Below are 22,893 nucleotides of genomic sequence, written 5' to 3'. Positions count from 1 at the left end.
GTATTCCTATGCTTCTGTGGCTGCGATCTTTTGATCCTGGTTCGCGCTATAAACACGGCGCCTGTTCATCAGCCAGGATCGCAGCCTCGCTTCGCTCGACAGCTCCTACGAGGGGGCTGGGTACTCCTATGCTTCTGTGGCTGCGATCTTTTGATCCTGGTTCGCGCTATAAAACACGGCGCCTGTTCATCAGCCGGGATCGCAGCCTCGCTTCGCTCGACAGCTCCTACGAGGGGGCTGCGTATTCCTATGCTTCTGTGGCTGCGATCTTTTGATCCTGGTTCGCGCTATAAACACCGCGCCTGTTCATCAGCCAGGATCGCAGCCTCGCTTCGCTCGACAGCTCCTACGAGGGGGCTGGGTACTCCTATGCTTCTGTAGGAGCTGCCGCAGGCTGCGATCTTTTGATACTGTTCGCCCCCCAAACATGGCGCCTGGGAGGTGTATATCCGCGAGAGGCAGGTCGCCTGCATAAGCGACCTGCCAGCAGATCAGGCATTCCCCGCCAGCTTCATGCGTGCAGCCTGGGTAAAGTCGAGCATGCGCTTGAGCGGCCGAATAGCCTGGGGAATCAACGCCGGGTCGACGAAGATCTCGTTGGTACCCTCTCGCAAGCTCCTCAGCGTACGCTCAAGGGTATTCATCGCCATCCACGGGCAATGCGCGCAACTGCGGCATGTCGCGCCGTTACCGGCCGTTGGTGCCTCGATAAAGACCTTGTCCGGGCACAACTGCTGCATTTTGTAGAAAATGCCGCGATCGGTGGCCACGATAAAGGTCTTGTTCGGCAGGCTTTGCGCAGCGGCGATCAGCTGGCTGGTAGACCCTACCGCATCGGCCAGGTCGATGATCGCAGTCGGTGACTCAGGGTGAACCAGAATCGCCGCATCCGGATACAGCACCTTCATGTCTTCGAGCTGCTTGGACTTGAACTCTTCATGGACGATGCAGGCACCGTCCCAAAGCAGCATGTCGGCACCGGTCTTGCGCTGGATATAAGTCCCCAGATGCTTGTCCGGAGCCCAAATGATGGTTTCGCCGTTATCCATCAGGCTTTCGACGATTTCCAGCGCACAGCTGGAAGTCACCACCCAGTCAGCACGGGCTTTGACCGCAGCCGAAGTGTTGGCATAGACCACCACCGTGCGCTCTGGATGCTGATCGCAAAACGCCGAGAACTCGTCCACCGGGCAACCCAGGTCCAGCGAGCAGGTCGCCTCCAGGGTCGGCATCAGCACACGTTTTTCCGGATTGAGGATTTTTGCGGTCTCGCCCATGAACTTCACACCGGCGACCACCACGGTCTTGGCCGGATGGGCGTTGCCGAAGCGAGCCATCTCCAACGAGTCGGACACGCAACCGCCAGTTTCTTCGGCCAGGGCCTGAATGATCGGGTCGCAATAAAAGTGGGCCACCAGCACCGCGTCCTGAGCCTTGAGCTCGGCGGCAATGGCGGCACGGTAATAGGCCTCCTCTTCAGCACTCAGCGGCTTGGGCTGCTTGGCGTCGAGGTGAGCTTGAACCAGAAGGCGTTCGGAAATTTGCGTCATGTTCGCAAGACCTGCAGGCGCGGTTGCGCGAAAGTCGAGTATACCACCGGCTCCGGACCGATCAGGGCCCCGCCGGGAGAGTGAATTCATCAGGCACGGACAGCGTTGAAGCTGCGCAAGGCTACAGAATATCCAGTGGATTCAAAAGATGATTCTGACCTGCGTAAAGCAGTGAAGCGTCTGAATTGGACGGAACTAAAATCCAGGGCAAAAAAAAAATCTGGAAATCCGCATTTTCATGGGCCTTCCAGATTTTCAAACATCTACATCTAAAATGGTGGGTCGTGTGGGATTCGAACCTACGACCAATTGGTTAAAAGCCAACTGCTCTACCAACTGAGCTAACGACCCGCTGTGTGGTGACGCGTATAATACTGATTTCTAAGGATAATTCAACACCTTATTTGAAATAGATTAAAAATAGTCTGTTGGGTCACTAATTCCGGCTGCCAAGAAACCCTCGGCACGCAGGCGGCAGCTATGGCATTTACCGCAGGCACGCCCTTTATCATCGGCCTGATAGCAGGACACCGTCAGCCCGTAGTTGACGCCCAGGCGCACCCCGGCCTTGACGATCTCGGCCTTGCTGAGGTTTTGCAGCGGCGCCTGGATACGGAAGCCCTGCCCCTCTACCCCGGCCTTGGTCGCCAGGTTGGCCATGCGCTCGAAAGCCTCGACGAACTCGGGACGGCAGTCCGGGTAACCGGAATAATCCACCGCGTTCACGCCGATGAAGATGTCCCGGGCACCGAGCACTTCCGCCCAACCCAGCGCCAGCGAGAGGAACACCGTATTGCGCGCCGGCACGTAAGTCACCGGAATGCCTTCACCTGGAGCCTCTGGCACATCGATAGAGCTGTCGGTCAGGGCCGAGCCACCAATGCCGTTCATATTCAGGCCAATCACTTTGTGCTCGACCACACCCAGATCCTGCGCGACCCGAGCCGCCGCATCCAGCTCGGCACGATGACGCTGACCGTAATCGAAACTCATGGTGTAGCAGCTGTAACCCTCGGCGCGAGCCATGGCTACGACGGTTGCCGAGTCGAGGCCGCCGGACAGCAGGATTACCGCGCGCTTCTGGTCAGCAGGCTGTTGATTCAGTTGTTCAGTCATTTCAGCGCCCCGGCTCGTCATTCCAAAGATATTTATGCAGCTGCAATTGCAGGCGCACCGGCAGGTTGTCCGCGACAATCCAGTCGGCCAGGTCGCGCGCATTCAAGTCATGGTGGCTCGGCGAGAACAAGACTTCGCCGGCGCGCCGGTCCAGGCCATACTGGATCAGCCTGGACACTGCCCAGTCATAGTCTTCTCGGGAACAAATGACAAATTTGACCTGGTCATTGGAGGTCAACAGCTCGATGTTCTCATAGCGATTGCATTGGACTTCCTGCGACCCGGGCGTTTTCAAGTCGACAACCCGGCTGACCCGCGAGTCTACCGCACTGATGTCCAAGGCACCGCTGGTCTCCAGCGACACCTCGTAACCGGCGTCACACAGCTGCTTGAGCAAAGGAATGGCGTTGGGTTGAGCCAATGGCTCACCGCCCGTTACACAGACGTAACGCGGACGAAACCCGGCGACCTGCTCGAGGATATCGTCGAGAGAGCGGATGCTGCCACCGCTGAACGCGTAGGCGCTGTCGCAGTATTGGCAACGCAACGGGCAACCGGTCAGGCGCACAAAGACAGTGGGCAGCCCGGCAGTCCGCGTTTCACCCTGCAACGAGTAAAAAACTTCGGTGATTCTCAATGTGTCTTGCATAGTCGCCACGGGCGTAACAGCTAAACAGGCTGTCCGCCTCCGTCAGGCACTTCAAGGAACCCGCGACCGCGCGAATCCCAAAAAGCGTGTTTCATAAAAAGGACATGAATTCTAACGAAAAAACCCGCGACAAGCGCAGGTTTCTTCAAAGCAGGTCACCAGACTTACATACGCTGCAAGTCGCGCTGGGCCAGCTGAGCGGCGGAAGTCCCCGGATACTGGGCGACCACCTGCTGCAGAATGCCTTTGACCCTGTCGGTATGACCCAGGCGGCGTTCTACATCAGCGAGCTTGTACAGCGAATCCGGCACCTTGGGATGCTTGGGATACAGCTGACTAACCTTGGCAAACGCCTGGCCGGCACCTTGCAAGTCGCCCTTGGCCAGATTCACCTCACCCAACCAGTACTGAGCGTTGCCCGCGTACTGGCTGTTCGGGTATTTGCGCAGGAATGCGGCGAAGGCCTGGCTGGCCTTGTCGAAATCCTTGGCCTTGATCAGGTCGAAGGCTGCGTCGTAATACAGCTTTTCCTTCGCCGGATCAGCCGGTTCGGTACCCGCTGCCGGGGCCTGGGTAGCAGGCGCCGCAGCTGCACCGGGGGCATTCAGATCACCACCGGCGGGAGAATTTGCAGGAGCCGCGGCAGGAGCACCGCCAGATCCAATGCGTCGATCAAGTTCCTGGTATCGCTCCAGGCTTTCTTGCTTGATGCGCGCTACATCATTTTGCAGAACTTCGATCACACCTTGTTGGCGTTCGATTTGTTCCTGCATTTGTTGCAATTGGTTGAACAGCTCGCCCTGTGCCGAGACAGGGGCCGAAACCCCTCCCCCGGCATAGGCGCCGTTCGTACCGTAACCCGCAGGCGGATAACTGCTCCCGCTATTGCCGGAGTTATCCTCGACCACAGGAACCGCAGCCCCCGCCGCAAGCGGCAGGAGGCTGAGGGCCAAAACAGTTACAGCACGACGGCACGTTCGCATGACGAATTACTTACGCAGTTCGACGCGACGGTTTTGGGACCAGGACTGCTCGTCGTTGCCAGTAGCAACTGCACGCTCTTCGCCGTAGGAAACCAGTTCCAGCTGAGCTGGGGAAACACCTTGCAGTACCAGGTAACGCTGAACGGCTTTCGCACGACGCTCGCCCAGTGCCATGTTGTACTCACGAGTACCACGTTCGTCGGTGTTGCCTTCCAGAACAACGCGAGCGCCGTTTGCTTTCAGGTCTTTGGCGTGAACGTCCAGAGCGCGCATGGCTTCTGGCTTCAGGTCCGAACTGTCGTATTCGAAGTAGAAAGTGGTGATAGCGCGCAGAGCAGCTTCTTCGCTCAGGGAACCATCAACGGCACCGGTGTTAGCGCCGTAACCAGCGTTTGGATCAACAGCTGCGCCTTCACCGGCATTGTCGCCGCCTTTAGACGAGCAACCAACGGCTACGGACAGAGCCAGAGCCAGAGCAGCAAACTTACCAAACTTCAGCATTTCCATCGTGAAACTCCTAATGAACCCCAATGTGTTAAGTACAACGTGTAGCGCCGCGTCAGTTCAGGTAAGGGGACCAGGAAGGTTCTCTGACTTCGCCTTGAGCGGTAGGAAGCGGGAGCCTTACGCGTCCATTGATGGACACGAGCATCAAGACTCCCCGGCCCTGCTGGCGGGTGGCGTAGATTACCATGGTGCCGTTGGGCGCAACAGTAGGCGACTCGTCCAGAGTGCTATCAGTGAGGATTTTTACGCTTCCGCGCTGCAAATCCTGGGCCGCAACCTTGAAATTAGTGAAACCGTCCTGACGATGGATCATCACCAGGGTCTTTTCGTCAGCCGACAATTTAGGGTTGGCGTTGTAGTTACCGACAAAGGTCACACGCTCCGCACCACCGCCACCTGCGCTGGTCTTGTAGATCTGCGGCTTGCCGCCACGGTCGGAGGTGAAGTAGATGGTCGAACCATCCTTACCCCAGAACGGTTCGGTGTTGATGCCAGGGCCCTTGGTCACACGGCTGATCTGCTTCGAACCCAGATTCATTACATAGATATCCGGATTGCCATCTTTGGACAGGACAAAAGCCAGGCGCGTGCCATCCGGCGACCAGGCTGGCGCGCCATTGAGGCCTTCGAAGTTGGTGATCTGCTCGCGGCGACCGGTATCGATGTGCTGAACGAAGATGCGCGGGCGCTTCTGTTCGAACGACACGTAGGCGATGCGCTTGCCATCGGGAGCGAATCGCGGCGACAGGATCGGCTCGCGCGACTGCAACAAGGTCACTGCCCGCGCGCCGTCATAGTCCGAACGCTGCAAGGTGTAACGGGTGTTGTTCACCGAAAAACGCTCAGCCGTCACGTACAGCATGCGCGTCGAGAAAGCACCCTTGATGCCGGTGAGCTTCTCGAATGACTGGTCAGCGATGTAGTGAGACATGTCGCGCAACTGATCGACGCTGCCCGACACGCTGCCGGTCAGCACTTGCTGCTCGGTGGCGACGTTGAACAGGGCGTACTGCACCTGCAGGCGACCGCCCGCCGGAGTAACGCTACCAACCATGATGTACTGGGCGCCCAAGGCCTTCCAGTCGCGATAAATGACTTCGCTGGCCTGGGTCGGCAGGCTGATCATGTTCTGCTTTGGAATCGGCGAGTAGTAACCCGAGTTGCGCAGGTCGTTACCGATGATTTCCGCCATGTCGTCCGGCAGTACGCTGCCGCCCTGGTAGCCGAACGGCACTACCGCGATCGGGGTTGCCCGATCACTGCCGCTGGTGACCAGAATGTTTTTTTCATCCGCCGCCGCTATCCCTGCCAGGCAGCAGATAACGACAAGCATTCCTCGAAGAAGGTTTCTCACAAGGCTAGATCCTCAGGTGTGAATGTCATCTTGAATGAACGATAGGGAGCGAAATCGCTCGGCTTCATTCCCTGCATTTCTGTCAAACGTCCAATATTCTTGACCGCTGCTACAGCCGAAGCGTCGAACGGACCGTCTCCACTGGACCGGGCCACGTTGACCGAAGTCAAAGTACCATCGGGCAACATGCCGATCTGCAGCACGACTGTCATGCCTTTGCGTGCCGAAGGTGGGCGAGCCCAGCCTTCCGCTGCACGAGCACGAATCAGATCATCGTAACTGCCGGCGACTTCATCGCCCTGCTCATCCGCCAAGGCTTGCTGGCGCTGCGGCGTGTCGGAAAGCAAGTCCGCCAAGGCCTGGGCCTTTTTGTCTTCGGTGGATTTACGTGCCGCTTCCTGCGATTTTTTCTTCGCAGCATCGGCAGTCGCTTTCTTCTTCGCATCCTCGGCGACTTTCTTCTTCGCCTCGTCCGCTTCAGCTTTTTTCTTGGCGTCGTCCGCGGCTTTCTTCTTCGCGTCTTCGACAACTTTTTTCTTGGCTTCTTCAGCGGCCTTTTTCTTGGCCTCTTCTTCAGCGGCTTTCTTGGCTTCTTCTTCAGATTTCTTCTTGGCTATATCAGCCAATTGTTTCTCTTCAGCCTTTTTCGCTTCAGCAGTCTTTTTGGCATCGTCGGCTTTCTTGGCTTCATCAGCCTTCTTCGCCTCGTCGGCCTTCTTGGCTTCGTCAGACTTTTTCGCTTCCTCGGCCTTTTGAGCCGACTCTTCTTTCTTTTGTTCCGCAGCCTTTACCGCTTCCTGCTCGACCTTCTTCTGTTCCAGCTGTTCGACTTCAGTCTGTCGCGCGGCGGATTTCTTCGCCTCACCGGCAATCTTCTGATTGGTCTGGGTCGTCGCCTGACTTTTCGATTTCAGCTGGTACAAGGTCGCCTGGACGATCGGTTTGGCCGGTGGCAATTCCGGAGTGAAGGCAAAACTGACGAACAGCATGCCAAACACCAGGATATGCAGGGCAATCGCCCAGACACTAGGCCAGAAGTAGCTTTCCGAGGCGGACGGCTCTCGCATTCGCTGCATCAGGGCGCCTCGGTAATCAAGCCAACATTACCGACCCCGGCTTTCTGCAATCCGCCCATGGCACCCATGACGGATCCGTAATCGACGGTCTTGTCGCCACGAATAAAGACTTGGGTGCGCTTGCCGTTACCGGTGCCGGCGCTGATGATCTTGGTCACGGCGCTGGTCATCTGCGGCAAGGTCATTGCCTTGTCCTGCTGTTTTTCGGTATCGACTTCGCTGCCAAGGTTCCAGTAGTAGGTCTTGTCAGCCTTGATCGAAATGGTCAGGACCTGAGTGTTGTTGTCTTGCGGCAAGGCTTCGCTGGAAACCTTGGGCAGATCAACCTTCACGCCCTGATTGAGCATCGGTGCGGTCACCATGAAGATGACCAGCAGTACCAACATCACGTCGATGTAGGGCACCACGTTCATCTCGGCAACCGGCTTGCGCTTGCGTCGAGCTCGAGCGATTAAAGCCATTGAGGATTACCTGCTTATTCTTCGCTGGTGTGCACTTTGCGGTGCAGGATCGCCTGGAACTCGTCGGCGAAGGTGTAGTAACGGCTGATCAAGGTTTCGCCACGAGCGGCAAAACGGTTGTAGGCGATTACTGCGGGGATTGCCGCGAACAGACCAATGGCGGTGGCGATCAGCGCCTCGGCGATACCCGGAGCCACGGTGGCCAGGGTCGCTTGCTGGGCCATTGCCAGGCCACGGAAGGAGTTCATGATGCCCCAGACGGTACCGAACAGGCCGATGTACGGGCTGACAGAACCGACGGTAGCGAGGAACGGCAGGCTCTGCTCGAGCTTTTCTTCTTCGCGGGAAATGGCCACGCGCATGGCACGCGCCACGCCCTCCATGACCGCTTCCGGGTCAACGCCAGACTGCTGACGCAGACGGGAGAACTCCTTGAAACCGGCGCGGAAAATCTGCTCTACGCCCGAGTCCGGGTCTGGGTTGCTACCGGCCTGGCGATAGAGTTTCGACAGGTCGATACCCGACCAGAAGCGCTCTTCAAAGCCCTCCAGGGCACGCCGACCGGCGCGCAGCAGGGTACTGCGCTGAAAAATCATGATCCATGAAGTGACCGATGCAGCCACCAGGATCAGCATTACCAACTGCACAACGACGCTGGCATTGCTGACCAAGCTCCACATGGAGGTATGGTCGACGACGTTAGCTTCCACGCTTTATCTCCTGCTCTGAGTGTGTACCCGCGCCGCTCACGCGGGCAAAGGCCGCACGTAGAGCTTCGGGAATGGCCCGGGGTTTCAAACTATCGGCGCGCACACAGGCCACCAAAAACTGCCCTTCACAGAGCAGTGCATTATCCGTAGCCCGCCTGACCTGCTGCTTGAAACGCAGACTGGCACGGTTCAATTCAATTACTTCAGCGCTCACCAAAAGCTCGTCGTCCAGTCGCGCCGGCGCGTGGTAACGCGCTTCGCTGGAATGCACGACGAACAACAGGTCTTCCCCGGCAAGCGTGGATTGGGCAAAGCCCAGCTCCCGGAGCCGCTCGGTTCGAGCCCGTTCCATAAACTTAAGGTAATTGACGTAATACACGATGCCGCCGGCATCGGTGTCCTCGTAATAAACGCGACAACGATGTGCGAACGACTCAAGCCCGTTTTGCGCGCGCATACTCTAGTGGTTACTCCTCAGGTTGCCAATCCGCCCAGGCAACTGTTTTTCATTCTCGAACACATTTCTCGCGAAAGAACGGTAATGCCAGCCCATAGAGTCTGTGAACAGACCCTATGACAGCACAAACCCTGAATAAATCAGTGCGCAGAGGCTATTTAATCGTCCACGGTATCGAGAAACTCGTCTACCACGGGCATCTCCCCCAATCGTGACGGAATGTTAAGACCGAAGTGCAGGTACGCATGCCGGGTCACTACCCGACCTCGTGGCGTGCGCATGATATAGCCCTGCTGAATCAGGTAGGGCTCGAGCACATCCTCGATGGTATGTCGCTCTTCGCTGATCGCCGCCGCCAGGCTGTCTACGCCCACCGGGCCGCCGTCGAACTTCTCGATCATGGTGAGTAGCAGACGTCGATCCTGGTGGTCGAAGCCTCGCTCGTCGATGTCCAGCAGGTTCAGCGCCCGGTCGGCAATCGGTTTGGTGATATGGCCATTGGCCCGAACTTCGGCAAAGTCCCGCACCCGGCGCAGCAATCGGTTGGCAATCCGCGGAGTGCCGCGGGCTCGCCGAGCAATTTCGAAAGCGCCTTCGGGATCGAGCGGCAAACCGAGAATGCCCGCCGACCGGCTGACGATGGTGGCCAGATCGGCGGTGCTGTAGAACTCCAGGCGCTGGACGATACCGAAACGGTCGCGCAGCGGGTTGGTCAACATCCCGGCGCGAGTGGTCGCCCCGACCAGGGTAAACGGCGGCAGATCGAGTTTGATCGAGCGTGCAGCCGGACCTTCGCCGATCATGATATCGAGCTGGAAATCCTCCATCGCCGGGTACAGCACTTCCTCGACGATGGGCGATAGACGGTGGATTTCATCGATGAACAGCACATCGTGGGGTTCAAGGTTGGTCAGCAGCGCTGCCAGGTCACCCGGACGCTCCAGCACCGGCCCCGAGGTGCTTTTGATCGATACGCCCATTTCCTGGGCAATGATGTTGGCCAGGGTGGTTTTACCCAGGCCCGGCGGACCGAAGATCAGCGTGTGGTCCAGTGACTCGTTGCGCCCACGGGCAGCCTGGATGAACAACTCCATCTGCTCGCGCACAGTCGGCTGGCCAATGTATTCGGCCAGGCTCAACGGACGAATCGCGCGGTCCTGGACTTCCTCGCGGTCACGGCTACCCGTGGCGGCGATCAGACGATCAGCTTCAATCACTTAAATCATTCCCTTCAGGGCGCGGCGAATCATGTCTTCACTGCTCAAACCTTTTTCCTTGATGGCGGAAACTGCCTTACTGGCTTCCTGCGGCTTGTAGCCCAGGGAGATCAGCGCACTGACGGCATCGCTTTCGGGGCTGGCCACCAGGGAAGCCGGCGCATCAGACTGGTTCGGCACCAGGGCGAACATGCTCGGCACGACTTCCCAGGCTTTGAAGCGGTCCTTGAGCTCCACCAACAGCCGCTCGGCAGTCTTCTTGCCGACCCCCGGGACCTTGGTCAACGCCGAGGTGTCCTGCGCCGAAACGCAGCGCACCAACTCATCGACTTCCAGACTGGACATCAACGCCAGCGCCAGCTTCGGCCCAACACCGTTGAGGCGGATCAGCTCACGAAAAAAATCCCGCTCGCGCTTGCCAATGAAGCCATAGAGTAACTGGGCATCCTCGCGTACGACCAAATGGGTGTGCAAGGTAATCGGCTCACCGACCGACGGCAGACGATAAAGGGTGGTCATGGGCACTTCCAGTTCATATCCCAGACCATTTACATCAAGAATCAGGTGCGGCGGCTGTTTTTCAGCCAGGGTGCCGCGCAAGCGTCCAATCACGTTTCAGATCCTTAAGCGTTGGCCAGATCAATGGCTGACGACCGATAGAGCAAGGGCGATGCGCCGACAACACAGGCGAAAATCCCTCATTCCATAAAAATGACTGCTGATGCTATCAGAGACGCAGGCGCCCGCCACGACTGCGTGCCGCGCCCAGACCATGGGGCAACAGACTGGAACGGGTGTGAGCATGACAAATGGCAATGGCCAGGGCGTCCGAGGCATCGATTTGCGGCTTGCTGGTCAGCTTCAACATATGCATGACCATCATCTGCACTTGTTCCTTATTCGCCGCGCCGGTCCCGGTCACCGCTTGCTTGACCTGGGTCGCGGTGTATTCAGCGATTTCCAGGCTTTCCTCAGCGCCGGCCACAATGGCGGCACCGCGGGCCTGGCCGAGCTTGAGGGCCGAGTCGGCGTTGCGGGCCATGAAGACCTTTTCGATGCCCATGGTCACCGGCCCGTAGGTCTGGATCACCTCGCGCACTCCGCGATAGACGATTTGCAGGCGCTCATGCAGCTCGCCGCTGCCGGTGCGAATACATCCCGAGGCGACGTACACGCAGCCACGACCGGTATCGCGAACCACGCCATACCCGGTGATGCGCGAACCGGGATCGATACCAAGAATAAGAGTCATAACGCCTGCAGAAAGAGAATGCGGTTGCCTGAGGGTAACCGTGTAGGAGTTGGTTCGGGCCGCGTTCGGACGATCTTTAAAATGAAAAGCTGAAAATCAAAAGATCGCAGGCTTCGCCAGCTCCTACATGTACAGCGTAAACCGTAGGAGCTGCCGAAGGCTGCGATCTTTGGGGGCATCAGCCAAGCTGCTCTGCCACCGACTCCGGAATATCCGCGTTGGAGTAGACGTTCTGCACGTCGTCCAGGTCTTCCAGCATGTCGATCAGCTTGAGCACCTTCTCGGCACCGTCCAGATCCAGTTCGGCACTGGTGGTCGGCAACATGACGATTTCAGCGTCAATCGCATTGAAACCCGCCGCCTCCAGCGCGTTACGCACGGCATAAAAGCCGGCGAACGAAGTAAAGACATCGATGGAACCGTCCTCATTGGTCACGATGTCATCGGCGTCTGCTTCCATGGACGCTTCAATTAGTGAGTCTTCGTCGACGCCTGGAGCGAAGGAAATCTGCCCCTTGCGCTCGAACAGGTAAGCCACCGAACCGTCGGTACCGAGGTTGCCGCCGCACTTACTGAACGCATGGCGCACAGCAGCCGCGGTGCGATTGCGGTTGTCGGTCATGCATTCGACCATGACTGCCACGCCGCCCGGGCCATAGCCTTCATAGGTCAGCTCGACCATATCGTCGGTCTCGGCCGCACCGGCACCACGGGCAACCGCGCGATCGATGATGTCGCGACTCATGTTCGCACCCAGCGCCTTGTCCAGTGCCAGGCGCAGACGCGGGTTGGAACCTGGATCAGCACCGCCCTGACGGGCAGCAACGGTCAGTTCACGAATCCATTTGGTGAAAATCTTGCCCTTCTTGGCGTCCTGACGTTCTTTGCGGTGCTTGATGTTCGCCCACTTGGAATGACCTGCCATATCTTGCTCCAGACTCTCTTTGAAACATTGCCCGCCGTGCGGTGTGCGCTGGCGAGCAAGAAAAATTCTCGACGCGCTCTAATCTCGACGCGCTCTATATAGAGAAGGCGCATCGGTTCTATATAGAGAAGGCGCATCCGCGGATGCGCCTTGGGTCAATCTTACTCAGCCTGTGGCTGTTCACGCAGACGAATGTGCAGTTCGCGCAATGCCTTGGCATCCACGTGGCCCGGAGCCTGAGTCATGACGCAGGCAGCGCTCTGGGTTTTCGGGAACGCGATCACTTCACGGATCGACTGGGCGCCGGTCATCAGCATTACCAGACGGTCCAGACCGAAGGCCAGACCACCGTGGGGCGGCGCGCCGTATTTCAGGGCGTCGAGCAGGAAGCCGAACTTCTCTTCCTGTTCCGCTTCGCTGATGCCCAGCAGGCGGAAGACCGACTGTTGCATTTCCTTGCGGTGGATACGGATCGAACCGCCACCCAGTTCGGTGCCGTTCAGGACCATGTCGTAGGCACGGGACAGCGCGGTCGCCGGGTTGGCTTCCAGTTCTTGCGGCGTGCACTTCGGCGCGGTGAACGGGTGGTGCAACGCGGCCAAGCTGCCGTCATCGTTTTCTTCGAACATCGGGAAGTCGACGACCCACATCGGTGCCCATTCGCAAGTGTGCAGTTTGAAATCGTTACCGACCTTGATCCGCAGCGCGCCCAGGGCCTCGCTGACGATCTTGGCTTTGTCGGCGCCGAAGAACACGATGTCGCCATCGACCGCACCGACGCGATCGAGGATCACGTTGAGGTTGGCTTCAGGGATATTTTTGACAATAGGCGATTGCAACCCCTCGACGCCCTTCGCGCGCTCGTTGACCTTGATGTACGCCAGGCCCCTTGCACCGTAGATGCCGACAAACTTGGTGTAGTCGTCGATCTTGCTGCGCGGCATGCTGGCGCCGCCCGGTACACGCAGGGCAGCAACACGGCATTTCGGATCGTTGGCCGGACCGCTGAAGACTTTGAAATCGACGTCCTTGAGTTGATCGGCAACGTCCACCAGTTCCAGCGGGATACGCAGGTCCGGCTTGTCGGAACCGTAACGACGCATGGCCTCGTCCCAGGTCATGTGCGGGAATTCACCGAATTCCAGATCCAGCACTTCCTTGAACAGGTTGCGGATCATGCCTTCGGTGATGCCCATGATCTCGGATTCATCGAGGAAGCTGGTCTCGATGTCGATCTGGGTGAATTCCGGCTGACGGTCGGCACGCAGGTCTTCGTCGCGGAAGCACTTGGCGATCTGGTAGTAACGATCGAAGCCGGCCACCATCAGCAGTTGCTTGAACAGCTGCGGCGATTGCGGCAAGGCGAAGAAGGAACCGGCGTGGGTACGGCTCGGCACCAGATAGTCACGCGCACCTTCAGGAGTGGCACGGGTCAGGATCGGCGTCTCGACGTCGAGGAAGCCGTTCTCGTCCAGGTAACGACGGATGCTGGTGGTCATGCGCGAACGCAGGCGCAGCTTTTCGAGCATTTCCGGGCGACGCAGGTCGATGAAGCGATAACGCAGGCGAGTTTCTTCGCCAACGTCGGAGTACTCGTTGAGCGGGAACGGCGGGGTCTCCGCTTCGTTCAGTACTTCCAGCTCGTAGCCCAGCACTTCGATAGCGCCGGAAGCCATGTTGGCGTTGCCGGCACCGGCCGGACGCAGACGAACCTTGCCGGTGATCTTGACCACGTACTCGCTGCGCACACGGTCGGCGGCAGCGAAAGTCTCGGCGCGATCCGGGTCGAACACCACTTGGGCCAGACCTTCACGATCACGGATATCGAGGAAAATCACCCCGCCGTGGTCACGACGACGGTGGACCCATCCGCAAAGGGTAATTTCCTGACCTTCCAGGCTTTCGTTCAGTTGGCCGCAATAATGGCTGCGCATCATGATGGTGGTTCGCTTCTCTTAATTCGAAATTCGGTGGAGGTCTTGCCGCACCGCAGGTACCTGCCGGGAGTGCAAGAGCTCGCGCGTGTCGTTCAACTCAGTCAGCTTTGTCGCCGCCAGCCAGATTCTTCTTCGAGCCGGTCTTGAAGTCGGTCTCGTACCAGCCGCTGCCGCTGAGGCGGAAGCCGGGCATGGACAACATCTTCTTGAGCTCGGGTGCCTGGCAGGCAGGGCAGTCGACCAGCGGCGCAGCGCTGATCTTTTGAATGGCTTCCAACTGATGACCACAGGAAGCACATTGATAATCGTACATCGGCATGGGGATTGTCTCGGCGATCAGATTACGCGCGCGCGAGCACCAGGCTGCGCAGCAAAGCGCGGGATTATATCTGGTAAATCGAGCCTGTGCAGCCGTAAGACTGCACCGACTCGGGGTTGATCCTCACGATACCGGCACGGACCCGCCCTGCTCGCAGGCATCCGCTCAACCGACACCGGAACCCGCACCCACCAGACGAGCCCCCTTTTTCAAGCTATGCACGACGCACACGACCCTGACCAGCCCGCTGAAATTCTTGACTCCACCATGCCGTAGATGCACCTCTCTATCGACATAGGACAGCAGTGCACTGACCGAACAGCAATTGATCCTGGCTATTTCTGCCAGGATATCCCAATAGATCTGTTCCAGTCGCAGACAGGTGGAAAAACCATTCAAACGGATTGACCTGGAAAGGGGCCGGGCCAACCCCATATTGAACTCCCGAACAAACGGATCCTCTTTTACATTTTGAAACTGAGCGATCTCTCTCACTCCCCTACCTATACCTCGAGCCATGTCATCGACACTCCTTTGTCATGTCTTGCTTCATAAAACCAGCAACAATCTATTATCCTTATAAAAGCTTAAACAGATATTTATAGCCAGACGACTTTATGACCATAACCGTAGGAGAAGCCAACAACAGTAGAGCGACTTATATCGCCGCCCTGAACTCAAAAACCAAACATAGTCAATTATCTAACCAACTCCCTATTACTTGAGCATAGGTATCTACACAACATTGAAATACGGCGTAGAGCTTAGCCGTAGCAGCTGCCGAGCCTGCGAGGCTGCGTCCGGCCGCGAAGCGGTCGTAAAATCAGGCAACACGCTTTTTTCAGGTAAACCGCGAGCACAGGCTTTGCGAGGACTTCGTCCTCGGACGCAGCCTCGCAGGCTCGGCAGCTGCTACGGTAGTCGTGCCTCAGGGTCATTTATCGTCGAGCAGCGAACGCAACATCCAGGCGGTTTTTTCATGAACTTGCATCCGCTGAGTCAGCAGATCCGCCGTCGGCTCATCGCTGACTTTATCAAGTAACGGAAAAATACCGCGCGCCGTTCGCGTTACCGCCTCTTGCCCTTGAACGAGCTGCCTGATCATATCTTCAGCGCCGGGCACGCCTTCTTCTTCTTTGATGGAGGAAAGTCGCGCATAAACGGAATAAGCCCCCGGCGCCGGAAAACCGAGAGCCCGAATTCGTTCGGCAATCAAATCAACCGCCAATGCCAATTCATTGTACTGCTCCTCGAACATTAAGTGCAGCGTGCGAAACATAGGGCCCGTCACGTTCCAATGAAAGTTATGGGTTTTCAGATAAAGCACATAAGTATCCGATAGCAGACGTGAAAGTCCGTCCACGATCGACTTGCGATCTTCTTCGCTGATGCCGATATCGATTGCCATGTTTATCCCCTTTTATGTGGTGGAGTTCACCCAGCAGGTGCAGGACCACTCTACCCTCGTATCCCATTGGCCCTCGCGACAGATCCGTCCTTCGATCACCGTCTGTCGGGAGCCCCCTCGGGCTCGGTCGCGCTAAAAAACCCCGCAGGCCATTCGAAAGCCGGGAAACCGTCTGGAACGCGGCTTTGCAAGCCCCATGCCAGCCTGATTCTTCTACCCGGCGGTAAACCGGCACAGCTCGCGGCAGCGCTCGATTTGAGAAGGGCTGGGCTTTGCTGTTAAATAGGGGGTGTGTCGATGTCGCCTATTTTTCCGGGCGCAGCGCATAGGCTGATACCGCGTACGTGTCCAGCGCCTCTTATTGTTCAGAAGCGAACCGTGCGCAATCAGCTCTTCCTGGTGATCTGTCTTAACGTGAGTTAATTAAAATGTTGAAAATCGTCCATCTGCTAACGGGCGCCGCAGCCCTGCTGCTGTCCTTTATCCCTAGCCTGCGATCCGAAGCGCTACCTTACCTGCAACAACCCGATGCGCTGTACCTGGCGTTTTTCGGCCTGCTCAACCTGACCCTCGCTCCGGTTATCCCCTACTGGAACAAAGGGCCGCGTCACCAGCTGCAAAATCTGGTCAGTGCTCTGCTGGTGCTGGCCGTCGTCCTGCAAATCCTCACGCTGCTCGCTCCACTGCCAGTCATTGGCGGCCAACCGGCCATTCTGGTCAGTCTGGTGACTGCCCTGATCGCCGTCCTCCTGCACCTGGCCATCAGCTTCTACACGTCTTCGCCAGCTGTCGCTTCACCCAGCTACGACATGACCAATCGCGATACCGGTACCGTCAAGTGGTTCAACACCTCTAAAGGCTTCGGTTTTATTTCCCGCGATTCCGGTGATGATATTTTCGTGCACTTCCGCGCTATCCGGGGTGAAGGGCACCGCGTTCTGGTCGAAGGCCAGCGCGTGGAGTTCTCCGTGATGAACCGGGATAAAGGCCTGCAAGCCGAAGATGTGATCGCGGCTTTACCGCGCCGCTGATTACGCCATTAAAAAACCGCGATGCAGCCAGGCTGCTCGCGGTTTTTTATTGCTGAATATTGAGTGATTCGACCGCAATCAATAATGTGGCGGTGGAGCCTCTTCCTCGACGGACTCGAACTGGCCGAGCATTTCTTCCTGACGCTTGAGCAGCGCCGCCATCTGCAGTTGCAGACGGTCGACTACCCGCTGTTGCGCCACCAGCACATCGTTCAATGCTTGAATGGTGTCATCCTGAAACGTCAGACGGCTTTCAAGTTCAGTAACACGCTCTTCCAGACTCATGATTCAGCCCTCCAGGAAGGTAAAACCTTCGGTCAACACCAGCCGCAATCGCTCGCGAATAATCGCCACCTGCTCCGCACTATAAGGCTTTGCCGGATGTTTCCCCCAGACCGGCGCCGGCCATGCCGCATCTTCACGTTTGCGCACGATGACATGCATGTGCAGTTGGCTGACCACGTTACCCAGGGTCGCCACATTCAACTTGTCAGCGTCGAACGAGTCCTTGAGCATTTCTGCCAGGGCTGTAGTTTCCTGCCACAACTGCTGTTGATCAGCGACATCTAACTGAAACAACTCACTGACATCCTCGCGACGCGGTACCAGAATGAACCAGGGGTAATTCGAATCATTGGACAACAACAACCGGCACAAGGAGAAATCCCCAATCGGTAGCGTGTCTTGTTGAAGCCGTGGATCTAAATCGAACACCGTGCGCACTCCCGCTCAGCTCATCGGATTTCAGCCAGGCGCCAGCTTGATCAGCTGCCCGCCAAGCGACAGAGCACCAGCATACCTGCGAATGGCAATCGCTTCACCGGTGGGTGATGTTTTGTTGGCAACGGCCGAACAAGGAAGACGACACACCCGGCACAAGGACGCCCCAACATGGACCATTTCTCCCCGAACCGAACCCTTCAACCCTCGCGCTCGCCTACTCCACCCCGCAAACGCCCCTCCCATGCAGGGTCAAGGTGTTACCGGGTCAGCCGCCCTGGGTGAATTTCGCACAGCCGGGCAAAAGTTTTGCACCAAAAACGTACAGTACGTCTACTCTGAGTGCGGCGACCATCCGCCGTTTACTCACCGAGAGTGTGAACCGGTAACGTTTTTGATTGTCACCCGGATTTTTCAGCAGGCAACCCCAGGAAAAATCTGGCGTCAAGCCCAAACAAAACGGCCTTAAAACCCCGGCTTTATGAGGTTTTGGCAGCTTCATCCGCGGAATGAGAAAAAATAGGCAGCAGAAACGGGGTTTGTGCACGCTTGTTGCATTCACACCCACACTGTCTTGAAGGTCGCCCCTGGAAGTGGGTACCTTTAGACAAATAAGAATAGCGGCAAGGTCGCCCATGGGGATTTCAATGCTGGACATAGATCACGTTTACCTATGCTCCATCCTTTGAAAACAGCGCTGAAGTTGTCAGTCCCGATTACAAAGGGGCTGTGGATTTGCGACATGGACCGAGCATTTTGCGACACGCTCGCAAAGAAGCTGAAAGGTTAGATCCGTAAGTATCGCCAACATTGTCAGCGTGATATAAGTTTGCGCCGACACAAAAAGAAAGAGCCGCCCGGATAATAAAACAGGCGGGACGGCAGTACTCTTCTAAAAACCAAAGGAGCAAATCACGATGCGCGTGATGAAGTGGAGCATGATCGCACTGGCTGTTTCAGCAGGCACCTCGCAGTTCGCAATCGCGTCCTCCCAAGGCGAATCCAAAGGCTTTGTTGAAGACAGCAGCCTGGTCGCCAAGACTCGTATGGAGTACATGAACCGCGATTTCAGGAACGGCGCCAGCAACCCAACGTCGGGAACCGCCGGCTACCGTCAGGACACAGGTCTGAGCGAACTGCTCACCTTCGAATCCGGCTTCACCCAAGGCACCGTAGGCTTCGGTGTGGATGCATTCGCAGGCGGCACCGTCAAGCTTGACGGCGGCTCGGGTCATCGCGGTAACGGCTTGTTCGCCAATGACAGCGATGGCAACCCGGAAAAAGACCAGTCCCGCGCTGGCGGTGCTGTAAAATTGCGCCTGTCTGACACCGTTCTGAAATACGGCAACCAGTTTGTTGCAAGCCCGGTTTTCTCCACTGACGACAGCCGTTTGCTGCCTGAAGTCGCTACCGGCACCTTGATCACCAGCAAGGAAATCGAAGGCCTTGAACTAAGTGCTGGTCGCTTCACTGCCCTGAGCTCGCAAACCGGTATGGGCCGTGACAGCATCAACGGCGGCACAGGCTTGACCTCGGCCAACATTGCTGGCGCTAGTTATCAGTTCACCGACAACTTCTTGGGCGCCATCGCTGCTTCCGACGTTGAAGACCACTTCAAGAAGCAATACATCAACCTGAACTACACCCTGCCGATCGCAGATACCCAGTCCCTGAACTTCGACTTCAACGGCTACAACACCGAAGGCGATGGCCGGGAACTGTCTGGCGAAGCCGACAACAAAATCTGGAGCCTTGCAGCAGCCTACAGCCTGGGCGCGCACAAGTTCACCGTCGCTCACCAACGCGCCACTGGCGATGCGGGTTATGTCTACGGCGTAGACGGTAACGGTACTATCTTCCTAGCCAACTCCATCCAGATCTCCGACTTTAACAGCAAGGATGAGCGCTCCTGGCAGGCGCGTTACGACCTGAACATGAAATCCTACGGCGTTCCTGGCCTGAGCTTCATGACCCGTTACGTCAAAGGTGACAACATCGACTGGGGTACTGGCGAAGAAGGTCAGGAAACCGAAGTCAACTTCGAAACCAAATATGTACTGCAGGAAGGTCCGGCCAAGGATCTTTCGTTCCGCTTCCGTTTCTCCGCTTATCGTGCTAACGGTGTTCAGAACGCTAATTACAACGCTGACGTCAACGACACTCGTCTGATCGTCGAATACCCGCTGAGCATCTTGTAATTCAGCTGTAATTCGATAGCGTCTTAGAGCTCTGCTCTAACAAAAAACCGCTCACCTGATTCAGGTGGGCGGTTTTTTATTGCGGCTACGTTACAGCTTTATCACGTAAAAAATAGATAGCAAGCTAACCAACTAACAGATATAAAAAATCCAGACCTCTACCCTTCCCACAACAACTATCCCGTGCACACTTCATGCTTGGCATCACCAAACCCAAAGTGCTTTGCATTGAAAAAACAATACCAGAGGGGAAAACACTCAAGAGGCTCATCGCCCCTTGAGCTCACTGCCGTCACTTGACCGAACAGCCAAGTAAAACAACCTCGCTACACAGCAGCTTCCTGAACCACCCGAATCACTCGCTGTGGAAACGGAATATCGATACCTGCGGCTTTCAACCGGTCACGGGATTGCTCATTGAACATGAACATCACATTCCAGTAATCCGCGGTCTTGACCCAGACTCGCAGGGAAACCGTAATCGAACTGTCACCCAGGGTCGAAATCACCGCCTCCGGTGCCGGCTCGGCCAGCACGCGCTCATCCTTGGCCAGTTCAAGCAGGACTTCACGAGCCTTTTGCAGATCGGCCTCGTAATCGACGCCTACATCAAAGACTACCTTGCGGGTCGCCTGACGGTTGTAGTTGGTGATGATGCCGTTCGACAGATTGCCGTTGGGCACGATGACCGTCTTGTTGTCGCCGGTACGCAGCACGGTATGGAAGATCTGAATGCTGTCGACCGTACCGCTGACGCCCTGCGCTTCGATCCAGTCGCCAATGCGAAATGGCCGGAACAGCAGAATCAGCACGCCGCCGGCGAAGTTCGCCAGGCTGCCTTGCAACGCCAGGCCAATCGCCAGGCCGGCCGCACCGATCGCCGCGACGAAGGAGGTGGTTTCGACACCGATCATCGAGGCCACGCTGACAATCAGCAGCACCTTGAGAATGATGTTCGCCAGGCTGCTGATAAACCCCTGCAAGGCCTGATCGGCGTTGCGCATAGCCAGCAATCGGCCAACTTTATGGGTCAGGCTGTTAATCAGCCACCAACCGATGGCCAGGGTGATGACCGCCAGCAGCACACGGCTGCCGTATTCCATGATCATCGGAATCCAGGCCTGGGACGCCTTGACCAGGTTGTCCACTTGCGCATTCAAATCCATCTTTCTCTCCTGATTACCGGGTGCCCGGCTCGCAATACCGACCAGCAGAACGATTGAAACCAGTCGAATTCAATCGATTCTGCCATTCAACGGGTCTCGGACGCCGATAACGCCAAGAGGTTCCCGGAACGCCGACTGGTGGCCTGTGTGGCTAGTTCTGTTAGTCAACTTCGTTGCCGAGCCCATATCCTGCGTTGCTGTTCCTCGCCATAGCGGGCTATGACTCGTCACAGCGCCTTGGCTATGGACTTCTGGCATCCGAATTTGAGCTAACGAACTAGCCACACAGGCCACTAGTCGCGGAAATTGTTGAACTGCAGCGGCAGGCCGAAGTCCTTGGCGCGCAGTGCGGCAATCGCGTCCTGCAAGTCGTCGCGCTTCTTGCCGGTGATTCGTACCTGCTCACCCTGAATGGCCGCCTGCACCTTGAGTTTGGCGTCCTTGACGTGAGCAACGATCTTTTTCGCCATCTCTTTATCAATGCCTTCCTTGAGGGTGGCTTCCTGCTTCATCAGTTTGCCGGAAGCATAAGCGTCCTTGAGTTCAAGGCACTGCACATCAATCTTGCGCTTGACCAGGGCGAGCTTGAGGATTTCGATCATGGCTTCGAGCTGAAAATCGGCTTCAGCGGTCATGTTGACGGCCAGGTCCTTTTCCTTGAACTCGAAGCTGCCTTTGCCTTTCAAGTCATAACGACGGTCGAGTTCCTTGACGGCGTTCTCGACCGCGTTGGTGACTTCGTGTTTGTCCAGTTCGGATACCACGTCGAACGACGGCATGTTATTTCTCCAATGTTAGAAGGGCGTCGCTCAATAGAGATGGAGCACGCCAAGCTTGCGGTTAAAATGCGGGCTTATTATAACGGGTCTTTCCCCTCCTTCACTGCGAGCCTCACATGCGCCTGCCAAACAGAGAAAAAAGCTGATGTCGACTACCTGGCACGTTCTCGGCGCAGGCAGCCTCGGCACCCTGTGGGCCACCCGCCTGGCCCGGGCCGGCTTGCCCGTCAGGTTGATACTGCGCGATCAGGCACGGTTGCAGGCCTACCAGGCCGCAGGCGGGCTCACGCTGGTGGAGCAAGGCCAGGCCCGGCTCCATGAAATCCCCGGCGAAACCCTCGACAGCCCCGGGCCCATCGCCCGCTTGCTGGTTGCCTGCAAGGCCTACGACGCGGAAAAAGCCGTCGCCCAACTGGCATCACGCCTGACGCCCGACGCCGAAGTGATTCTGTTGCAGAACGGCCTCGGCAGTCAGGACGCCGTTGCCGCACGGGTCCCGCAGGCGCGCTGCATATTCGCCTCCAGCACCGAAGGCGCATTTCGCGAGGGCGACTGGCGCGTGGTATTTGCCGGTCATGGCTATACCTGGCTGGGTGACGCCAGCCACCCTACCCCGCCCATCTGGCTGGATGACTTGCGCCTGAGCGGCATCGCTCACGAGTGGAGCACGGATATCGTGACCCGGCTGTGGCGAAAACTCGCGCTCAATTGCGCCATCAATCCGCTCACCGTACTCCACGATTGCCGCAATGGTGACCTGCAACAGCATCACTGCGAGGTCGCGACCCTCTGTGCCGAGTTGACCGAATTGCTGGAGCGTTGTGGCCAGCCGGCAGCGGCGCTGGATCTGCAACACGAAGTCGAGCGGGTGATTCAGGCCACGGCTGCCAACTATTCGTCGATGTACCAGGACGTCGCCAATGGTCGCAGAACCGAGATCAGCTACCTGCTGGGTCATGCCTGCACGGTTGCGTCCCGCCATCAACTGACCCTGCCCCATCTCAATCAATTGCAACAGCGACTGATCGAGCACCTGCGCACGCGCGGATTGCCCAGCGACTGAGCAGCGGCTACGCTG

27 protein-coding genes and 1 tRNA gene are annotated in these 22,893 nt (G+C 57.3%); 4 read left to right on the top strand and 24 right to left on the bottom strand.

Going from position 1 to position 22,893, the window contains the following annotated elements; genetic code table 11:
* Positions 1-275: hypothetical protein (locus tag F8N21_RS30920; protein WP_224788230.1), on the top strand; the 275-nt coding region annotated here is incomplete at its 5' end.
* A 216-nt stretch (positions 276-491) separates the two neighbouring features.
* On the opposite strand, the gene nadA is transcribed toward F8N21_RS30920, so the two are convergent.
* The 19 genes from nadA to F8N21_RS15865 form a co-directional block, all read right to left on the bottom strand.
* Positions 492-1,550, bottom strand: coding sequence for a quinolinate synthase NadA (gene nadA / locus F8N21_RS15955; protein ID WP_150643029.1), 1,059 nt, complete (start codon positions 1,548-1,550; stop codon positions 492-494).
* A 275-nt stretch (positions 1,551-1,825) separates the two neighbouring features.
* Positions 1,826-1,901, bottom strand: a tRNA-Lys gene (locus tag F8N21_RS15950).
* A 63-nt stretch (positions 1,902-1,964) separates the two neighbouring features.
* Positions 1,965-2,666, bottom strand: a complete 702-nt coding sequence (gene queC / locus F8N21_RS15945; protein WP_150643028.1) for a 7-cyano-7-deazaguanine synthase QueC — start codon at positions 2,664-2,666, stop codon at positions 1,965-1,967.
* A 1-nt stretch (position 2,667) separates the two neighbouring features.
* Positions 2,668-3,315: a 7-carboxy-7-deazaguanine synthase QueE gene (gene queE, locus F8N21_RS15940; protein WP_150643027.1), complete on the bottom strand. Its 648-nt coding sequence runs from the start codon at positions 3,313-3,315 to the stop codon at positions 2,668-2,670.
* Positions 3,316-3,479: 164 nt separating this feature from the next.
* Positions 3,480-4,298: a tol-pal system protein YbgF gene (gene ybgF / locus F8N21_RS15935; RefSeq protein ID WP_150643026.1), complete on the bottom strand. Its 819-nt coding sequence runs from the start codon at positions 4,296-4,298 to the stop codon at positions 3,480-3,482.
* A 6-nt stretch (positions 4,299-4,304) separates the two neighbouring features.
* Positions 4,305-4,805 (bottom strand): peptidoglycan-associated lipoprotein Pal, encoded by a 501-nt coding sequence (pal, locus tag F8N21_RS15930; protein WP_150643025.1) that lies wholly within the window; start codon positions 4,803-4,805, stop codon positions 4,305-4,307.
* Between the two features lie 52 nt (positions 4,806-4,857).
* Positions 4,858-6,159: a Tol-Pal system beta propeller repeat protein TolB gene (tolB, locus tag F8N21_RS15925; protein ID WP_150643024.1), complete on the bottom strand. Its 1,302-nt coding sequence runs from the start codon at positions 6,157-6,159 to the stop codon at positions 4,858-4,860.
* Entirely contained in the window at positions 6,156-7,235 is a 1,080-nt protein-coding gene (gene tolA, locus F8N21_RS15920; protein WP_150643023.1) for a cell envelope integrity protein TolA, read from the bottom strand. Before tolA ends, tolB begins: the two co-directional genes overlap by 4 nt.
* A complete protein-coding gene (gene tolR, locus F8N21_RS15915; RefSeq protein ID WP_191624336.1) occupies positions 7,235-7,687 on the bottom strand; it encodes a protein TolR in 453 nt (150 codons plus the stop codon). Before tolR ends, tolA begins: the two co-directional genes overlap by 1 nt.
* Before the next feature lie 23 nt (positions 7,688-7,710).
* Entirely contained in the window at positions 7,711-8,406 is a 696-nt protein-coding gene (tolQ, locus tag F8N21_RS15910) for a protein TolQ (protein WP_150643021.1), read from the bottom strand.
* Complete coding sequence (ybgC, locus tag F8N21_RS15905; protein ID WP_150643020.1) at positions 8,396-8,863, bottom strand: tol-pal system-associated acyl-CoA thioesterase; 468 nt, start codon at positions 8,861-8,863, stop codon at positions 8,396-8,398. The genes tolQ and ybgC overlap by 11 nt, the downstream gene beginning before the upstream one ends.
* 158 nt (positions 8,864-9,021) lie before the next feature.
* Positions 9,022-10,080, bottom strand: coding sequence for a Holliday junction branch migration DNA helicase RuvB (gene ruvB / locus F8N21_RS15900; RefSeq protein WP_150643019.1), 1,059 nt, complete (start codon positions 10,078-10,080; stop codon positions 9,022-9,024).
* On the bottom strand, positions 10,081-10,692 hold the full coding sequence (gene ruvA, locus F8N21_RS15895; protein ID WP_150643018.1) for a Holliday junction branch migration protein RuvA: 612 nt from the start codon (positions 10,690-10,692) through the stop codon (positions 10,081-10,083). It abuts the gene before it with no gap.
* 115 nt (positions 10,693-10,807) lie between these two features.
* The gene (ruvC, locus tag F8N21_RS15890) at positions 10,808-11,332 is read right to left on the bottom strand and encodes a crossover junction endodeoxyribonuclease RuvC (RefSeq protein ID WP_090187433.1); all 525 of its coding nucleotides are present in this window, start codon (positions 11,330-11,332) and stop codon (positions 10,808-10,810) included.
* Between the two features lie 178 nt (positions 11,333-11,510).
* Complete coding sequence (locus F8N21_RS15885) at positions 11,511-12,257, bottom strand: YebC/PmpR family DNA-binding transcriptional regulator (protein WP_150643017.1); 747 nt, start codon at positions 12,255-12,257, stop codon at positions 11,511-11,513.
* 161 nt (positions 12,258-12,418) lie between these two features.
* Complete coding sequence (gene aspS / locus F8N21_RS15880) at positions 12,419-14,194, bottom strand: aspartate--tRNA ligase (protein ID WP_150643016.1); 1,776 nt, start codon at positions 14,192-14,194, stop codon at positions 12,419-12,421.
* A 97-nt stretch (positions 14,195-14,291) separates the two neighbouring features.
* On the bottom strand, positions 14,292-14,513 hold the full coding sequence (locus F8N21_RS15875; protein WP_010208103.1) for an FmdB family zinc ribbon protein: 222 nt from the start codon (positions 14,511-14,513) through the stop codon (positions 14,292-14,294).
* Positions 14,514-14,678: 165 nt separating this feature from the next.
* Positions 14,679-15,032, bottom strand: coding sequence for a ribbon-helix-helix domain-containing protein (locus tag F8N21_RS15870; protein WP_150643015.1), 354 nt, complete (start codon positions 15,030-15,032; stop codon positions 14,679-14,681).
* Between the two features lie 415 nt (positions 15,033-15,447).
* Complete coding sequence (locus tag F8N21_RS15865) at positions 15,448-15,921, bottom strand: Dps family protein (protein WP_150643014.1); 474 nt, start codon at positions 15,919-15,921, stop codon at positions 15,448-15,450.
* 428 nt (positions 15,922-16,349) lie between these two features.
* Between F8N21_RS15865 and F8N21_RS31355 the strand changes: the two genes are divergently transcribed.
* Entirely contained in the window at positions 16,350-16,952 is a 603-nt protein-coding gene (locus tag F8N21_RS31355) for a cold-shock protein (protein ID WP_150643013.1), read from the top strand.
* Positions 16,953-17,030: 78 nt separating this feature from the next.
* On the opposite strand, the gene F8N21_RS15855 is transcribed toward F8N21_RS31355, so the two are convergent.
* The 3 genes from F8N21_RS15855 to F8N21_RS15845 form a co-directional block, all read right to left on the bottom strand.
* Positions 17,031-17,237, bottom strand: coding sequence for a SlyX family protein (locus tag F8N21_RS15855; protein WP_150643012.1), 207 nt, complete (start codon positions 17,235-17,237; stop codon positions 17,031-17,033).
* Positions 17,238-17,240: 3 nt separating this feature from the next.
* A complete protein-coding gene (locus F8N21_RS15850; RefSeq protein WP_150643011.1) occupies positions 17,241-17,666 on the bottom strand; it encodes an HIT domain-containing protein in 426 nt (141 codons plus the stop codon).
* Between the two features lie 274 nt (positions 17,667-17,940).
* Positions 17,941-18,330, bottom strand: a complete 390-nt coding sequence (locus F8N21_RS15845) for a hypothetical protein (protein ID WP_150643010.1) — start codon at positions 18,328-18,330, stop codon at positions 17,941-17,943.
* A 259-nt stretch (positions 18,331-18,589) separates the two neighbouring features.
* Between F8N21_RS15845 and F8N21_RS15840 the strand changes: the two genes are divergently transcribed.
* Entirely contained in the window at positions 18,590-19,870 is a 1,281-nt protein-coding gene (locus F8N21_RS15840; protein WP_150643009.1) for an OprD family porin, read from the top strand.
* A gap of 326 nt (positions 19,871-20,196) precedes the next feature.
* On the opposite strand, the gene F8N21_RS15835 is transcribed toward F8N21_RS15840, so the two are convergent.
* Positions 20,197-21,036, bottom strand: a complete 840-nt coding sequence (locus F8N21_RS15835; protein WP_150643008.1) for a mechanosensitive ion channel family protein — start codon at positions 21,034-21,036, stop codon at positions 20,197-20,199.
* A 293-nt stretch (positions 21,037-21,329) separates the two neighbouring features.
* Positions 21,330-21,815: a YajQ family cyclic di-GMP-binding protein gene (locus F8N21_RS15830; RefSeq protein WP_150643007.1), complete on the bottom strand. Its 486-nt coding sequence runs from the start codon at positions 21,813-21,815 to the stop codon at positions 21,330-21,332.
* A gap of 145 nt (positions 21,816-21,960) precedes the next feature.
* On the opposite strand from F8N21_RS15830, the gene F8N21_RS15825 reads away from it, so the two are divergent.
* The gene (locus tag F8N21_RS15825) at positions 21,961-22,878 is read left to right on the top strand and encodes a putative 2-dehydropantoate 2-reductase (protein WP_150643006.1); all 918 of its coding nucleotides are present in this window, start codon (positions 21,961-21,963) and stop codon (positions 22,876-22,878) included.
* Positions 22,879-22,893: the final 15 nt, after the last annotated feature.

It is taken from the genome of Pseudomonas fluorescens, assembly GCF_902497895.1.
In the GTDB taxonomy this organism is placed as follows: Bacteria; Pseudomonadota; Gammaproteobacteria; order Pseudomonadales; family Pseudomonadaceae; genus Aquipseudomonas; species Aquipseudomonas fluorescens_BP.
This window is presented reverse-complemented; position numbering and strand designations above follow the sequence as displayed.

What these genes read in the sequence shown, in the direction of transcription:
- nadA (WP_150643029.1), bottom strand. Translation starts at nt 1,550, where the DNA reads ATGACGCAAATTTCCGAACGCCTTCTGGTTCAAGCTCACCTCGACGCC.
- queC (WP_150643028.1), bottom strand. Translation starts at nt 2,666, where the DNA reads ATGACTGAACAACTGAATCAACAGCCTGCTGACCAGAAGCGCGCGGTA.
- queE (WP_150643027.1), bottom strand. Translation starts at nt 3,315, where the DNA reads ATGCAAGACACATTGAGAATCACCGAAGTTTTTTACTCGTTGCAGGGT.
- ybgF (WP_150643026.1), bottom strand. Translation starts at nt 4,298, where the DNA reads ATGCGAACGTGCCGTCGTGCTGTAACTGTTTTGGCCCTCAGCCTCCTG.
- pal (WP_150643025.1), bottom strand. Translation starts at nt 4,805, where the DNA reads ATGGAAATGCTGAAGTTTGGTAAGTTTGCTGCTCTGGCTCTGGCTCTG.
- tolA (WP_150643023.1), bottom strand. Translation starts at nt 7,235, where the DNA reads ATGCAGCGAATGCGAGAGCCGTCCGCCTCGGAAAGCTACTTCTGGCCT.
- ybgC (WP_150643020.1), bottom strand. Translation starts at nt 8,863, where the DNA reads ATGCGCGCGCAAAACGGGCTTGAGTCGTTCGCACATCGTTGTCGCGTT.
- ruvC (WP_090187433.1), bottom strand. Translation starts at nt 11,332, where the DNA reads ATGACTCTTATTCTTGGTATCGATCCCGGTTCGCGCATCACCGGGTAT.
- F8N21_RS15885 (WP_150643017.1), bottom strand. Translation starts at nt 12,257, where the DNA reads ATGGCAGGTCATTCCAAGTGGGCGAACATCAAGCACCGCAAAGAACGT.
- aspS (WP_150643016.1), bottom strand. Translation starts at nt 14,194, where the DNA reads ATGATGCGCAGCCATTATTGCGGCCAACTGAACGAAAGCCTGGAAGGT.
- F8N21_RS15875 (WP_010208103.1), bottom strand. Translation starts at nt 14,513, where the DNA reads ATGCCGATGTACGATTATCAATGTGCTTCCTGTGGTCATCAGTTGGAA.
- F8N21_RS15870 (WP_150643015.1), bottom strand. Translation starts at nt 15,032, where the DNA reads ATGGCTCGAGGTATAGGTAGGGGAGTGAGAGAGATCGCTCAGTTTCAA.
- F8N21_RS15865 (WP_150643014.1), bottom strand. Translation starts at nt 15,921, where the DNA reads ATGGCAATCGATATCGGCATCAGCGAAGAAGATCGCAAGTCGATCGTG.
- F8N21_RS31355 (WP_150643013.1), top strand. Translation starts at nt 16,350, where the DNA reads ATGTTGAAAATCGTCCATCTGCTAACGGGCGCCGCAGCCCTGCTGCTG.
- F8N21_RS15855 (WP_150643012.1), bottom strand. Translation starts at nt 17,237, where the DNA reads ATGAGTCTGGAAGAGCGTGTTACTGAACTTGAAAGCCGTCTGACGTTT.
- F8N21_RS15845 (WP_150643010.1), bottom strand. Translation starts at nt 18,330, where the DNA reads ATGTCCAGCATTGAAATCCCCATGGGCGACCTTGCCGCTATTCTTATT.
- F8N21_RS15840 (WP_150643009.1), top strand. Translation starts at nt 18,590, where the DNA reads ATGCGCGTGATGAAGTGGAGCATGATCGCACTGGCTGTTTCAGCAGGC.
- F8N21_RS15835 (WP_150643008.1), bottom strand. Translation starts at nt 21,036, where the DNA reads ATGGATTTGAATGCGCAAGTGGACAACCTGGTCAAGGCGTCCCAGGCC.
- F8N21_RS15830 (WP_150643007.1), bottom strand. Translation starts at nt 21,815, where the DNA reads ATGCCGTCGTTCGACGTGGTATCCGAACTGGACAAACACGAAGTCACC.
- F8N21_RS15825 (WP_150643006.1), top strand. Translation starts at nt 21,961, where the DNA reads ATGTCGACTACCTGGCACGTTCTCGGCGCAGGCAGCCTCGGCACCCTG.